This is a genomic window from Cypionkella psychrotolerans (genome assembly GCF_001294535.1).
In the GTDB taxonomy this organism is placed as follows: domain Bacteria; phylum Pseudomonadota; class Alphaproteobacteria; order Rhodobacterales; family Rhodobacteraceae; genus Cypionkella; species Cypionkella psychrotolerans.
In genome coordinates this window covers 108,897-121,904 of the sequence record NZ_LGIC01000006.1, presented here as the reverse complement: position 1 = coordinate 121,904, position 13,008 = coordinate 108,897, and the positions used below count along the sequence as shown (strand labels likewise).

Below are 13,008 nucleotides of genomic sequence, written 5' to 3'. Positions count from 1 at the left end.
CCGCCGGAGGCGTCCGACATTAGCCTCAGAAGCCTCCGGCGGGAGTATTTCAAAAAGAGCAAGCCCGGACTGGATAGCGGTCTGGGCTTGCCGGTTCTTACGACGTAGCCGCCGCCAAGGCCTGATCCAGATCGGCGATGATATCTTTCACATCCTCAATCCCGATCGACAGCCGCACCACATTCGGCGCGGCGCCCGAGCGGATTTTTGCCTCATCGTCCAACTGGCTGTGAGTGGTCGAGGCCGGATGGATGATCAGGCTGCGGGTGTCGCCAAGGTTGGCGACATGGCTGAACAGTTTCACACTGTCCACCAGCTTGACGCAGGCATCATAGCCGCCCTTCACCGCGAAGGTGAACAAGGCCCCCGCGCCTTTCGGGGTGATCGACTCGGCCCGTTTGCGATAGGGCGAGGACTGCAGGCCCGCATAGGTCACGAACTCCACCCGAGGATCTTGCTCCAGATATTCCGCGACGATCTTGGCGTTCTCAACATGGCGCTGCATGCGTAGGCCGAGGGTTTCGATCCCCATCAGCGTATAATGCGCGCCTTGCGGGTTCATCGTCATGCCCAGATCGCGCAAGCCGACGGCGATGGAATGGAAGGTGAAGGCCATCGACCCCAAGGCGGCGTGGAAGGTGAGGCCGTGATAAGCGGGTTCGGGCTGGCTGAGGCTGGGGAATTTATCCGACGCCGACCAGTCGAATTTGCCCGAATCCACCACGACCCCGCCGGTGACCGTGCCGTTGCCGGTCAGGTATTTGGTGGCCGAATGGACCACGAGGGTGGCGCCATGCTCGATGGGTTTGCAGAGGTAAGGCGTGGCGGTTGTGTTGTCGACGATCAGGGGGATACCAGCTTGATCCGCGATACGGGCGAGGGCGTCGAGGTCAGAGACATAGCCGCCGGGATTGGCGATAGTCTCGCAAAAGATCGCGCGGGTGTTGGCGTCGATGGCGTGTTCGACGGCCAGCAGGTCTTCGGTGTCAACGAATTTTGCCGACCAGCCGAAGCGTTTGATGGTCTGGCTGAACTGGGTGATCGTGCCGCCATAGAGCCGCGAGGAGGCGACGATGTTCAGGCCCGGCCCCATCAGCGGAAACAGCGCCATGATTTGGGCTGCATGGCCCGAGGAGCAGCAAATCGCTCCCGCGCCGCCTTCTAGGGCGCAGACCCGGTCGGCCAGCGCCGAGACGGTGGGGTTGGTCAGGCGGGAGTAGATGTAGCCGACTTCCTGCAGGCCGAAAAGTTTGCGGGCGTGCTCGGCGTCGCGGAAAACGTAAGCGGTGGTTTGATAGATCGGAACCTGCCGCGCGCCCGTCGCGGGGTCGGGGGCGGTGCCTGCGTGGATGGCAAGGGTGTCGAAGCCTAGGGGTGCGGTCATGGTGTCCTCCGGGAATGAATGGGCGCAGGGTAGGCTGGCCAGCAGAGTCGGGCAACGGGAAAGAATGACGCGGTCCCGCGTTGGGACCGTTTGGAAAATTGTTGTTTTTCAATGGAGTGGTTTTAGACGTTTAGGGTTTGTTAAGGCTTTGGCGGATGCGGTTTGTTCTGCGCCGGGGGCTTTCGCGGGAAGGGCCGATGCCGCCGGTGGGGATATTTGAGCCAAGATGAAAGCGATAGAAACGCAATCCAGCGGAGTATTTCTGCCAAGGCGAATGGTTAAGGGCGCAGCAGGTTCGTAAGCGCCGCGATCAGGGTTTCGGTGCCTGCCAGCGTGGTCAGGTTGCCGGGAGAGAGCCGCAGGGTTTGGCTGCGGGCATCGGTGGTGATGCCTTGGGCGCGCAGTTTGTTGACCACTTCGGCGGCGTTATGACTGTCGGGCAGGCGCAGCATGATCGAGCCGCCGCGTTTTTCGGGCGCGCGGGGGGTGAGTAAGGTGAGGTTGAGCGCGTCGGCGGCCTCAATGAGGCGGGCGGTCAGTTGGCGGTTGTGGGCTAGGAGCGCGCTTTGGTCTTGGGTGGCGTGCCAGTCCAACGCGGGCAGGCTGGCGAGGGCGGCCATCGTGCCGGGAGTGCCACTGTCGTAGCGCCGAATGTCGGGGGCGTATTGGAACGCGGTGATGTCCCAGTTGAACGGGTTGGATTGGCTGAACCAGCCGCGCTGCTCGGGGTGGCAATGCGGGGTCAGGCGGGGGCTGACATATAGGATACCTGCGCCGGGGGTGCCACACATCCATTTGAGGCTGGTCGAGACGGTGAAATCAACCTCGGGGGCCATCACGTCATAGGGGATCAGGCCTGCGGCTTGGGTGATATCGGTGCCGATCAGGCTGCCCATGCGGCGACCGTGGGCGACCATGCGTTTGAGATCAATACGGTGCGAGGTAAGTGAGGACACCCATGTCAGTAAGGCGAGGCCAACGTCTGGGGTCCATGCTTCGATAAAGTCTTCATCTTCGACATAGCCCATGCCTTGGCGCAGGGGCACGGTGTGCAGGGTGAAACCGTATTTCTCGGCCATGCCATTCAACAGGAAATGGTTGGAGGGGAAGCAATCGGCTCCGACCAGCACTTTGCGACCTTTAAGGTGAGATTGAGGCAATGAGGTCAGCAACGCATGGAAGGCGGCGGTGACGTTTTCGGTGGCGGTGATCGACTGCGCCGGGGCGTTCAGGATCGCACGCCAGCGATCGATGAAATTCTGGCGTTTGCCTAGCGCATAGGCCCATTGGCTGTCATCTGGCTTGCCCCAGACCCCGGCAAATTCGGTCATCGCTGCGGCCAGATCGGCGGTTTTGCCGGGATACATGCCGATGGAGTGGTAGAGGAAATAGGCGTCAGACATGGGGATCACCGGGTGAGATAAGGGGCGGGGGCGTAGCGGGATTTTAGGGCCTCGGGGGCTTTTGCTGCGAGGGATTGTAGGGTGGTGAGGACTTTTGGGGTTGTGTGAAGGGCTAGGGCAACGAACGGGCCGCGCGGGAAGTTGAGGCCCAATTTCATTGCGGTGTCGATGCCTTCGGGCGTGGTGCCGCCTTCATTGAGCAGCCATGCGGCTTCGTTTATTAGAGTTGCCTCAATGCGAAGGGCGATTTCGGGGTTGGCTTTTGCAGTGGTTTGCGCGGGGTATAGGAAGCCTTGGCCGGATTTGCGGCCTAAGTTTCCGCTGGCGGCTTGGGCTTTGAGGGCTGCGAAGACGTGGTAGCGGGGGTGGTTTTGCATAGCCGCGCTGAGGCCCTCGGTGGCCGCAAGGTTGATGTCAGCGCCGATCAGATCAATCAACGCGAAGGGGCCGAGACGGTATCCAGCGGCCATCATCGCGGCGTCGATTTCTTCCGCAGGGTGGCCTTCTTCCAGCAGGGCGAGGGCTTCGCCGTAATAGGGTCGCGCACAGCGGTTGACGATGAATCCGGGGCGGTCGGGGCATTGGATCACGGTTTTGCCTGCGGCCTCGGTGATTTCGCGGGCGAGGGTCAGGGCTGCTGTCGAGGTGCCCGCGTGGGGTGCGAGTTCGACCAGCTTCATCGCGGTGGGCGGGTTGAAGAAGTGTAGGGCGAGGATGCGGTTTGGGTGTTGCGCGGTGCTGGCTATGGCGGCGACAGGAATCGAGGAGGTGTTGGTGGCGAGGATGGCATTTGGCGCCAGGATGGTTTCGAGTTCGCTGAACAGCACCTCTTTGGCATCGAGGCGCTCGATGATGGCCTCGATCACCAGATCGCAGGGCGCGAGCTCGGCGAGGCTTGCGGTGATGTGCAGATTGGACAGCGTCGCATCGCGGGCCTCTGGGGTGAGCTTTCCGGCAGTGACGCGAGCGTTCAGGGCGTCGGACATGCGTTGACGTGCACTGGCGCGGGCAGGCGGCTGGGCATCGGTGGCGACGGTGAAAAAACCAGCCTGTACAAAGATTTGCGCGATCCCTAAGCCCATTGTGCCGAGACCGATGATGCCGATTTTGGGGCTGGTGTTGGGGGGCATCATGCGCCTGTGAAACTGGGTTTGCGTTTGTCGCGGAAGGCGCAGATGCCTTCGGCCTTGTCGGTGGTATCCATTAGGGACTCGAAGTTGGCGCGTTCCAGCGCGAAGGCGCGGGGGGCTTCGTCGCCTGCTATGAGCGCGGCTTTGGCGGCTTGCAGCGCGAGGGGCGCGCGGAGGGCAATTTTGCTGGCGAGGGTGGTGGCATCCGGCAGGGCGGAACCTGTAGCGAGATAGGCGGCGATGCCCCATTGGTGGGCGGTTTGGGCGTCGATGATCTCACCCGTCAGGATCATGCGGGAGGCGCGGGCGCGACCTATCAGGGCGAGCAGGCGCTGGGTGCCGCCTGCGCCGGGGATTAGGCCGAGGTTGGTTTCGGGCAGGCCGAGTTTGGCGGTCTCGCCGAGGACGATTAGGTCAGCCATCAGGGCGAGTTCTAAGCCTCCGCCCAAGGCGAAGCCGTCAATGGCGGCGATCAGCGGTTTTGGGAAGGCGCGGATGGTGGCCCAATGGGCTTTGCGGGGGTCGGTTGCGGCCTCAAGCGTGGTTTTGGATTCGATCTCGGTGATATCTGCCCCTGCGGCGAAATTACCTTCGGTGCCGGAGAGGAGGACGGCGCGGATATTGGGGTCGGTGGCGGCTTGGGTCAGCGCGTGGGCCAAAGCCGCAAGCGTCGCGGTGTTCAGCGCGTTCTTCGCCGCGGGGCGGTTCAGCGCGATGTGCAGCCAGAATGGGTGCTGGGTGACGATCAGGTTTTCCATCACTGCACTATGCGGGGTGGGCGGAAAATTTCAAGCGAGAAATTTCAAGCTTGAAATTGTTTTGGTCTGGTGGCAGGCTAAACCAAACGCATTGGAGGGGTTGCCATGAAGGTTCTGTGTTTGGGCGGTGGTCCGGCGGGCTTGTATTTCGCGATCTCGATGAAGCTGCGCGATGCCAGCCACGAGGTTGTGGTGATGGAGCGCAACAAGGCCAATGACACCTTCGGTTGGGGCGTGGTGCTGTCGGATGACGCGCTGGGGCGGATGGCGAAGAATGATCCGGTCAGCACCGAAGCGATCCGCAGCCAGTTCGCCTATTGGGACGACATTGCGGTGGTGCATAATGGCGTGCGCACGGTTTCGGGTGGGCATGGCTTTGCCGGGATCGGGCGGAAAGCGCTACTGGTCTTGCTGCAAGCGCGGGCGCGGGAGTTGGGCGTCGATCTGCGGTTTGAGGCCGAGTTCAAGTCAGCCGAAGAATACCGCAAAGACTATGATCTGGTGGTGGCGACGGATGGCATCAACAGTCTCGTGCGCCGCGAATATGCGGATGTGTTCAAGCCGGATATTGATGTGCGCAAGTGCAAGTTCGTTTGGCTTGGCACCCATGCCAAGTTCGACGACGCCTTTAGTTTCATCTTCGAGAAGACCGAATACGGCTGGGTTTGGGCGCATGTCTACCAGTTTGACAAGGATACCGCGACCTTCATCGTCGAATGCCATCCCGACACATGGGAGCTGTGGGGCTTTGAGACGATGACCAAAGAGGAAACCGTTGAGACTTGCCGCAAGATCTTTGAACGGCATTTGGGCGGCCATGATCTGATGTCGAATGCAGCGCATTTGCGCGGCTCGGCGGTGTGGATGCAGTTCCCGCGGGTGATTTGCCAGCAGTGGTATCATGAAAACGTGGTGCTGATGGGGGATGCGGCGGCGACGGGGCATTTCTCGATTGGATCCGGCAGCCGTTTGGCGTTTGATAGTGCGATTGCTTTGGCGGAATACCTGCACTCGGAATCGACGATGCAGGCGGCGTTTGAGCGCTATCAGGCAGAGCGCCGCGTGGAAGTGTTGCGGCTGCAATCGGCGGCGCGCAATTCGCTGGAGTGGTTTGAAGAGGTCGAGCGTTACCTGGACATGCCCGCGCCGCAGTTTGCCTATTCGCTGCTGACCCGTTCGCAACGGATCAGCCATGAGAACCTGCGGATGCGCGATCCGGCTTGGCTGCGTTCTGCCGAGGATTGGTTTGCGGCGCAATATGGTGGCGCGCCGGGGCGCACGCCGATGTTCACGCCGTTTCAGTTGCGCGGCATGACGCTGGAAAACCGCGTGGTGGTGTCGCCGATGGCGCAGTATCGCGCGGTCGAAGGTGTTCCGACCGATTGGCATTTTGTCCATTACGCCGAACGCGCCAAGGGCGGCGCTGGGCTGGTTTATACCGAGATGACCTGTGTGTCGGCGCATGGCCGGATCACGCCGGGCTGCACCGGGCTTTATACGCCGAAGCATGAACTGGCTTGGAAGAAGATCAACGATTTCATCCATGCCGAGACGAAGGCCAAGACCTGCTGCCAGATTGGCCATTCGGGCCGCAAAGGCTCGACGCAAGTTGGCTGGGCGGATGCGGATGCACCGTTGGTGTCGGGCAATTGGCCGCTGCTGTCGGCTTCGGCGATCCCGTGGCAGGCGGGCAATCAGGTGCCGAAGGCGATGGACCGTGACGATATGGACGCGGTGTTGCGTCAGTTCATCAAGGCCACGGAAATGGCCGAGGGCGCGGATTTCGACATGATCGAGCTGCATGCAGCGCATGGGTATTTGATCTCGTCCTTCATCTCGCCATTGTCGAATATGCGGGAAGATGAATACGGCGGCAGCTTGGAAAACCGGATGCGTTATCCGCTGGAAGTGTTCCGCGAGATGCGACGCTATTGGCCGGGGCATAAGCCGATGTCGGTGCGGATTTCTGCGCATGACTGGGCGGAAGGCGGCGTGACGCCTGTCGAGGCGGTGCAGATTGCACAGATGTTTGCTGCGGAAGGCGCTGATATTATTGACGTATCGGCGGGGCAGACCTCGACGGATGCCAAGCCTGTGTATGGCCGGATGTTCCAGACGCCGTTCTCGGACCGGATCAAGAATGAGGCCGGATTGGCGACGATGGCGGTGGGCAATATCACCGAGGCCGATCAGGTGAACCAGATCTTGTTGGCAGGGCGGGCGGATTTGGTCTGCCTCGCGCGGGCACATCTGGCGGACCCCTATTGGACACTGCATCAGTCGGTGGCGCTGGGCGATAGCGGCACGGAATGGCCGAAGCCCTACCTTGCCGGGCGTGATCAGGCCCGGCGGTTGGTGCAGAAATCGGAAGGCGTGATCCGGGTATGAGTGGGCCGGGTATGACTCTTGCAGGCAAACGCGTTCTGATCACCGGCGGCGGTTCCGGTGCGGGGGAAAATCTTGCTTTGGGCTTTGCGCAAGCCGGGGCCGAGGTGGTGATCGCCGGGCGCAGGCTGGAGGCGTTGCAGGCGGTTGTTGCACAGGTGCCGGGGATCCGCGCGGTGCAGGCGGATGTGACGGATGAAGCCTCGGTTCGGGCGATGTTCGCCGCTGCTGGGCCTTGTGATGTGGTGATCGCCAATGCCGGGGCCGCGGATTCGACGGTGATGGCGAAGACCTCGCTTGCCCAGTGGAACGCGATGCTGGCGGTCAATCTAACGGGGGTATTTTTGACCCTGCGCGATGGTTTGAACCAGATGCCGGGCTGGGGGCGGTTGATCTCGGTGGCCTCAACGGCAGGGTTGAAGGGCTATGCCAAGGTCGCGCCCTATGCGGCGGCAAAGCATGGGGTGGTTGGGTTGACGCGGTCTTTGGCTTTGGAAATCGCCAAGCGCCCGGTGACGGTGAATGCGATCTGTCCGGGTTTTCTGGATACGCCGATGACGGATCACTCGGTTGAGGTGATTGCCGAGAAGACCGGGAAAACCTTGGTCGAGTCGCGGGCGGTTTTGGCCGGAATGAACCCGCAGGGGCGGCTGATTGCGCCCTCGGAAGTCACGGCGATGGCGTTGTTTCTCTGTGGGGCGGGGTCGGAGGGCGTGAACGGGCAGGCGTTAACCATTGCGGGGGGCGAATTGTGAGCGAGTTGTCGAAACGCCGTCTGAAGATGTGGATCCGGATGCTGGGGGTGACTCGGGCCTCGGAGTCGCATCTGCGCGAGTTTTTGCGGGTGAAGCACGACACCACGTTGCCGCGTTTTGACGTGCTGGCGGCGCTGTATCGGCGGCGCGATGGTGTGACGATGAGTGAATTGTCGCGGATGCTGCTGGTCTCGAATGGCAATGCGACGGCGGTGGTGGACCGGCTGGAAAAAGACGGCCTCGTTCTGCGGACCCAAAGCGATCAGGACCGCCGCACGGTGTTTGTGGCGCTGACGCCACGCGGTTTGGCGGATTTTGAGGGGTTGGCGGCGGATCATGAGCGCGCGGTGGATCGGATGTTTTCTGGGCTGACCGAGGCGGATTTGGACGCGCTGACCGAGATTTTGAAAAGGATGGCTAAGGCATGAAACTGGCGGATTTTAAGCCTGCGCATTTTCTGTGGGAAGTCACCGACCGGGTGGCGGTGCTGCGGCTGAACCGGCCCGAGCGCAAGAACCCTTTGACGTTTGAGAGCTATGCCGAGTTGCGCGATCTGTTCCGCGATCTGGTTTATGCGGAGGATGTCGATGTGGTGGTTTTCGCGTCCAATGGCGGCAATTTCTGCTCGGGCGGCGATGTGCATGACATCATCGGGCCGCTGATCGGGCTGCCGATGAAAGACTTGCTGGCGTTCACCCGGATGACCGGGGATCTGGTTAAGGCGATGATTTCCTGCGGGAAACCGGTGATTGCGGCGGTGGATGGCGTGGCTGTCGGAGCGGGGGCGATCCTTGCGATGGCGGCTGATCTGCGGCTGGCGACGCCGGAAGCGAAATGCGCATTCCTGTTCACCCGGGTGGGACTGGCGGGCTGCGATATGGGGGCTTGTGCGATGCTGCCACGGATCATCGGGCAGGGGCGGGCGGCGGAATTGCTCTATACTGGCCGGGTGATGACGGCTGCCGAGGGTGAACGCTGGGGGTTCTGGAACGCTTTGCACGGGGCGGATGCGTTGGAAGCCGAGGCGCTGGTTCTGGCGCGGCGCTTGGCGGCGGGACCGTGCTTTGCGCATGGCGTGACCAAGACGCAACTGCTGCAGGAATGGGATATGGGGCTGCTGGCGGCGATAGAAGCGGAAGCGCAGGCGCAGGCGATCTGTATGCAGACGAAAGATTTTGAGCGCGCTTATCGAGCGTTTGTAGCTAAGGAAAAGCCGGTTTTCGCGGGGAATTAAGGCGCTTGCTGCAAGCCCCGGGGCGCTGCCCCGGACCCCGGGATATTTGAGCGCAGAGGATGAGCTATGTCGGATCAGAGTTTCCTAAGCTGGCCGTTTTTTGAAGACCGCCACCGGGCGTTGGTGGTGGCTTTGGAGGCTTGGGCAGGGGCGCATCTGCCCGTCGATCATGGCGATGTCGATGCGGCTTGCCGGGGGCTGGTGGCGATGCTGGGGGCGGGCGGATGGTTGCAGCACTCGGGGGCTGCGCTAGGCGAAAAGCTGGACGTGCGGAGCCTGTGCCTGATCCGCGAGACTTTGGCGCGGCATGATGGGCTGGCAGATTTTACCTTCGCGATGCAGGGACTTGGCATGGGGGCGGTGTCGCTGTTCGGCTCGGACTTACAGCGCGAATGGCTGGTGCGGACGCGGGCGGGGACGGCGATTTCGGGCTTTGCTTTGACCGAGCCTGCGTCGGGGTCGGATGTGGCGGCGACCTCCACCACTGCGGTTCTGGGGCCGCAGGGTTGGGTGCTGAACGGCGAGAAAACCTATATCTCGAACGGCGGGATTGCCGATGTTTATGTGATCATCGCGCGCACGGGCGAGGCTCCGGGGGCGAAGGGGTTATCGGCGTTTTTGCTGCCTGCGGATACGCCGGGGCTGTCTGTGGTGGAGCGGATTGAGGTGATCGCACCGCATCCCTTGGCGCATCTGGCGTTGCGCGATGTGATGTTGCCGGAAACCGCGCTGATTGGGCGGGCGGGGGATGGCTTTAAGATCGCGATGTCGGTGCTCGATGTGTTCCGCTCCACCGTTGGCGCGGCGGCTTTGGGCTTTGCACGCAGGGCGCTGGATGAGGCTTTGGCACGGGTGCAATCGCGGCGGATTCAGGGCAGCGCCTTGAGCGAGTTGCAGATGGTGCAGGGGCATTTGGCGGATATGGCGTTGCAGGTGGATGCCAGTGCCTTGCTGATTTACCGGGCGGCTTGGGTGAAGGATCAGGGCGCGGCGCGGGTCAGCAGGGAAGCCGCGATGGCCAAGCTGTATGCCACCGAAGCAGCGCAAAAAGTCATCGACATGGCGGTGCAACTGCATGGTGGCGACGGCGTGCGGCATGGTTTCGCGGTGGAGGCTTTGTACCGCGAAATCAGGGCGTTGCGGATTTATGAGGGCGCGTCAGATGTGCAGCGCATCGTGATCGCGCGGAGTATTTTGGGATGACATACACCCGCGAAATTCAGATTGAGTTCAACCACTGCGACCCGGCCGGGATCGTGTTTTATCCGCGCTATTTTGAGATGACCAACTCGGTCGTTGAGAACTTTTTCAACGATGTGGTCGGGCGCAGTTTTGCCTCGATGCATCGGGGGGCGGATAATGGCGTGCCAACTGTGGCGCTTGCGGCGGAGTTTGTCGCACCCTCGCGTCTGGGCGATAAGGTGTTGTTTTCGCTTGGGATTGAGAAGTTGGGGCGATCTTCGATCAGCCTTATGATCGAGGGCCATATGGGCGCGGAATTGCGGCTGCGGGTGGCGCTGACTTTGGTGTGGATTGACGGCATGAAATCGGCGACTTGGCCCGACGCGATGCGGGCGCGGCTGGTGGCATATATGGAGGACGCGGCATGAGTCATGAGGTGTTGCACCCGAAAAACTGGAAGCCGGCGCGGGGCTATGCCAATGGCATGGCCGCCTCGGGGCGGATGGTGTTCACTGGCGGGCTGATCGGTTGGAACGCGGATCAAGAGTTTGAAACCGATGATTTCGTAGGCCAGGTTGAAGCGGCTTTGCGGGGCATTGCTGAGGTGCTGGCCTGTGCCGGGGCCAAGCCAGAGCATCTTGTACGTTTGACCTGGTATGTCACCGACAAGAATGAATATCTCAGCAACCTGAAGGGCTTGGGCGCGGTCTATAAAGACGTGATCGGGCGGCACTATCCGGCGATGGCGCTGGTGCAGGTGGTGGCTTTGGTCGAGGATCGCGCGAAAGTTGAGATTGAGGCGACCGCCGTTATCCCGGAGGGTATGTGATGTCCGAACACTCAAAACTCGGGCCGTCAGGACATAGCGATACGTTCACGCGGGATCGTCTGCCGCGCCTCGATCAGCAGCCCGAGTTTCTGTTGGAAGGTTTTGACTACCCCGAATATCTGAATGCTGCTGTCGAGTTGACCGATAAAATGGTCGAAAAGGGCTTTGGGGACAACACGGCGTTGATCGGCAACGGGCGGCAACGCACCTATAAAGAACTGACCGATTGGTCGAACCGCCTGGCTCATGTGTTGGTTGAGGATTACGACGTAAGACCCGGTAATCGTGTGCTTATTCGATCTGCCAATAACCCAGCGATGGTGGCGTGCTGGTTGGCCGCGACCAAGGCCGGGGCGGTGGTGGTCAACACCATGCCGATGCTGCGAGCTGGGGAGCTTGCGCAGATTGTCGATAAGGCTGAGATCGCTTTGGCCCTGTGCGACACGCGGTTGATGGAGGAATTGGTGACTTGCGCCAAGACCTCGCGCTTTCTGAAAACCGTGGTGGGGTTTGATGGCACGGCGAACCATGACGCGGAACTGGATCGCGCGGCTTTGTCGAAATCGGTGCGGTTTAACCCGCCGCCGGTGGGGCGCGATGATGTGGCGCTGATCGGGTTTACCTCGGGAACGACTGGCGAGCCGAAGGGCGCGATGGCGTTTCACCGCGATATTCTGATTATTGCGGATGGCTACGCGAAGGAAGTGCTGAATGTCGTGCCCGAGGATGTGTTTGTAGGCTCGCCGCCGTTGGCGTTCACCTTTGGTCTGGGGGGGCTCGCGGTGTTTCCGTTGCGGTTTGGCGCGGCGGCAGCGTTGTTGGAGCAGGCGACGCCCGGCAATATGATTGAGTTGATCCAGACCCATAAGGCGACGGTGTGTTTTACGGCTCCGACGGCGTATCGGGTGATGCTGAAGGCGATGGCGGAGGGGGCGGATTTATCGTCGCTGCGGGCGGCGGTCAGCGCGGGGGAAACGCTGCCAGCGCCGGTGTATGAGGAGTGGATGGCGAAGACCGGTAAGCCGATGCTGGATGGCATTGGCGCCACGGAGATGCTGCATATTTTCCTGACCAATCGGTTTGAGGATCATCGGCCGGGCTGCACCGGGCGTCCGGTCAACGGCTATGAAGCGCGGATTGTGGGACCCGATATGGCAGAACTGCCGCGCGGCGAAGTGGGGCGGCTGGCGGTGCGCGGGCCGACCGGGTGTCGCTATCTGGCGGATGATCGGCAGGCGAAATACGTGAAGGACGGCTGGAACCTGACCGGGGACAGCTTTTGGCAGGACGAGGACGGGCGGTTTCATTTTGCGGCGCGCTCGGATGATATGATTATCTCGGCGGGCTATAACATTGCCGGGCCAGAGGTAGAGGCGGCACTGCTGTCGCATCCCGATGTGCTGGAGTGCGCGGTGATCGGGCGGGCGGATGAAGAGCGCGGCCAAATTGTCGAAGCGCATGTGGTGCTGGCGCAGGGCCGTTTGGGCGATGCTTTGATGGTGAAGACGTTGCAAGATCACGTCAAACGAGTGATTGCGCCGTATAAATATCCGCGTTCCGTGCAGTTCGTGCAGGCTTTGCCGAAGACGCAGACTGGCAAAATCCAGCGGTTCCGGCTGCGCGACGGGGCTTAGTGCAGGGCGGCTTCGCGCCGGATCGGCCAGCCGGGGCGCGGGATAGGCCGCGATGGGTTTTGCGCAGCTTGTTGTAACACGGCGCAAAGGCTGGCCTCGCGCGCCTGCAGGCGCGCGACGGCGGCGCGGATTTCGCAGAGTTCATCGGCGGGGCTGAGGTTTTGCATCGGATTCTCCTGTTGCGGCTGTGCAGGGAGAGGATGGAGGCGGATGGGTTAATCATGGGTTGCGATCCGGGCTTACCGGAAAAATTTCTTTGAAACAGCCGTCGATAAATTTCCTTGCATTGCAGGCCTGCTCGGCAAATTCTGGCC

Annotated in this window: 13 protein-coding genes; 8 read left to right on the top strand and 5 right to left on the bottom strand. The window is 61.5% G+C overall.

Annotation, left to right across the window (positions count from 1 at the left end):
• Positions 1-97 precede the first annotated feature (97 nt).
• The 4 genes from AKV04_RS01070 to AKV04_RS01055 form a co-directional block, all read right to left on the bottom strand.
• A complete protein-coding gene (locus AKV04_RS01070; RefSeq protein WP_054004625.1) occupies positions 98-1,384 on the bottom strand; it encodes an O-acetylhomoserine aminocarboxypropyltransferase/cysteine synthase family protein in 1,287 nt (428 codons plus the stop codon).
• 278 nt (positions 1,385-1,662) lie between these two features.
• Complete coding sequence (locus AKV04_RS01065) at positions 1,663-2,787, bottom strand: aminotransferase class V-fold PLP-dependent enzyme (RefSeq protein WP_054004624.1); 1,125 nt, start codon at positions 2,785-2,787, stop codon at positions 1,663-1,665.
• 5 nt (positions 2,788-2,792) lie between these two features.
• The gene (locus tag AKV04_RS01060; protein ID WP_054004721.1) at positions 2,793-3,917 is read right to left on the bottom strand and encodes a 3-hydroxyacyl-CoA dehydrogenase; all 1,125 of its coding nucleotides are present in this window, start codon (positions 3,915-3,917) and stop codon (positions 2,793-2,795) included.
• Complete coding sequence (locus tag AKV04_RS01055) at positions 3,917-4,675, bottom strand: enoyl-CoA hydratase-related protein (protein WP_054004623.1); 759 nt, start codon at positions 4,673-4,675, stop codon at positions 3,917-3,919. The genes AKV04_RS01060 and AKV04_RS01055 overlap by 1 nt, the downstream gene beginning before the upstream one ends.
• 105 nt (positions 4,676-4,780) lie before the next feature.
• Between AKV04_RS01055 and AKV04_RS01050 the strand changes: the two genes are divergently transcribed.
• From AKV04_RS01050 to AKV04_RS01015, 8 genes are all read left to right on the top strand, one after another.
• On the top strand, positions 4,781-7,063 hold the full coding sequence (locus AKV04_RS01050) for a bifunctional salicylyl-CoA 5-hydroxylase/oxidoreductase (protein WP_054004622.1): 2,283 nt from the start codon (positions 4,781-4,783) through the stop codon (positions 7,061-7,063).
• Positions 7,064-7,074: 11 nt separating this feature from the next.
• Positions 7,075-7,815, top strand: coding sequence for an SDR family NAD(P)-dependent oxidoreductase (locus AKV04_RS01045; protein ID WP_054004621.1), 741 nt, complete (start codon positions 7,075-7,077; stop codon positions 7,813-7,815).
• Entirely contained in the window at positions 7,812-8,243 is a 432-nt protein-coding gene (locus AKV04_RS01040) for a MarR family winged helix-turn-helix transcriptional regulator (protein ID WP_328287131.1), read from the top strand. The genes AKV04_RS01045 and AKV04_RS01040 overlap by 4 nt, the downstream gene beginning before the upstream one ends.
• Positions 8,240-9,049 carry an enoyl-CoA hydratase family protein gene (locus AKV04_RS01035; protein ID WP_054004620.1) on the top strand — a complete coding sequence of 270 codons (810 nt, stop codon included), beginning with the start codon at positions 8,240-8,242 and terminating at the stop codon, positions 9,047-9,049. The genes AKV04_RS01040 and AKV04_RS01035 overlap by 4 nt, the downstream gene beginning before the upstream one ends.
• Before the next feature lie 66 nt (positions 9,050-9,115).
• The gene (locus AKV04_RS01030) at positions 9,116-10,252 is read left to right on the top strand and encodes an acyl-CoA dehydrogenase family protein (RefSeq protein ID WP_054004619.1); all 1,137 of its coding nucleotides are present in this window, start codon (positions 9,116-9,118) and stop codon (positions 10,250-10,252) included.
• The gene (locus AKV04_RS01025) at positions 10,249-10,659 is read left to right on the top strand and encodes an acyl-CoA thioesterase (protein ID WP_054004618.1); all 411 of its coding nucleotides are present in this window, start codon (positions 10,249-10,251) and stop codon (positions 10,657-10,659) included. Before AKV04_RS01030 ends, AKV04_RS01025 begins: the two co-directional genes overlap by 4 nt.
• The gene (locus AKV04_RS01020; RefSeq protein WP_054004617.1) at positions 10,656-11,060 is read left to right on the top strand and encodes a RidA family protein; all 405 of its coding nucleotides are present in this window, start codon (positions 10,656-10,658) and stop codon (positions 11,058-11,060) included. The genes AKV04_RS01025 and AKV04_RS01020 overlap by 4 nt, the downstream gene beginning before the upstream one ends.
• On the top strand, positions 11,060-12,694 hold the full coding sequence (locus AKV04_RS01015) for an AMP-binding protein (protein WP_054004616.1): 1,635 nt from the start codon (positions 11,060-11,062) through the stop codon (positions 12,692-12,694). Before AKV04_RS01020 ends, AKV04_RS01015 begins: the two co-directional genes overlap by 1 nt.
• On the opposite strand, the gene AKV04_RS25945 is transcribed toward AKV04_RS01015, so the two are convergent.
• Positions 12,691-12,861 carry a hypothetical protein gene (locus AKV04_RS25945; RefSeq protein ID WP_156317288.1) on the bottom strand — a complete coding sequence of 57 codons (171 nt, stop codon included), beginning with the start codon at positions 12,859-12,861 and terminating at the stop codon, positions 12,691-12,693. The two genes, AKV04_RS01015 and AKV04_RS25945, sit on opposite strands and share 4 nt — an antisense overlap.
• Between the last annotated feature and the right edge of the window lie 147 nt (positions 12,862-13,008).

What these genes read in the sequence shown, in the direction of transcription:
- AKV04_RS25945 (WP_156317288.1), bottom strand. Translation starts at nt 12,861, where the DNA reads ATGCAAAACCTCAGCCCCGCCGATGAACTCTGCGAAATCCGCGCCGCC.
- AKV04_RS01020 (WP_054004617.1), top strand. Translation starts at nt 10,656, where the DNA reads ATGAGTCATGAGGTGTTGCACCCGAAAAACTGGAAGCCGGCGCGGGGC.
- AKV04_RS01045 (WP_054004621.1), top strand. Translation starts at nt 7,075, where the DNA reads ATGACTCTTGCAGGCAAACGCGTTCTGATCACCGGCGGCGGTTCCGGT.
- AKV04_RS01065 (WP_054004624.1), bottom strand. Translation starts at nt 2,787, where the DNA reads ATGTCTGACGCCTATTTCCTCTACCACTCCATCGGCATGTATCCCGGC.
- AKV04_RS01060 (WP_054004721.1), bottom strand. Translation starts at nt 3,917, where the DNA reads ATGCCCCCCAACACCAGCCCCAAAATCGGCATCATCGGTCTCGGCACA.
- AKV04_RS01015 (WP_054004616.1), top strand. Translation starts at nt 11,060, where the DNA reads ATGTCCGAACACTCAAAACTCGGGCCGTCAGGACATAGCGATACGTTC.
- AKV04_RS01055 (WP_054004623.1), bottom strand. Translation starts at nt 4,675, where the DNA reads ATGGAAAACCTGATCGTCACCCAGCACCCATTCTGGCTGCACATCGCG.
- AKV04_RS01030 (WP_054004619.1), top strand. Translation starts at nt 9,116, where the DNA reads ATGTCGGATCAGAGTTTCCTAAGCTGGCCGTTTTTTGAAGACCGCCAC.
- AKV04_RS01050 (WP_054004622.1), top strand. Translation starts at nt 4,781, where the DNA reads ATGAAGGTTCTGTGTTTGGGCGGTGGTCCGGCGGGCTTGTATTTCGCG.
- AKV04_RS01025 (WP_054004618.1), top strand. Translation starts at nt 10,249, where the DNA reads ATGACATACACCCGCGAAATTCAGATTGAGTTCAACCACTGCGACCCG.
- AKV04_RS01035 (WP_054004620.1), top strand. Translation starts at nt 8,240, where the DNA reads ATGAAACTGGCGGATTTTAAGCCTGCGCATTTTCTGTGGGAAGTCACC.
- AKV04_RS01070 (WP_054004625.1), bottom strand. Translation starts at nt 1,384, where the DNA reads ATGACCGCACCCCTAGGCTTCGACACCCTTGCCATCCACGCAGGCACC.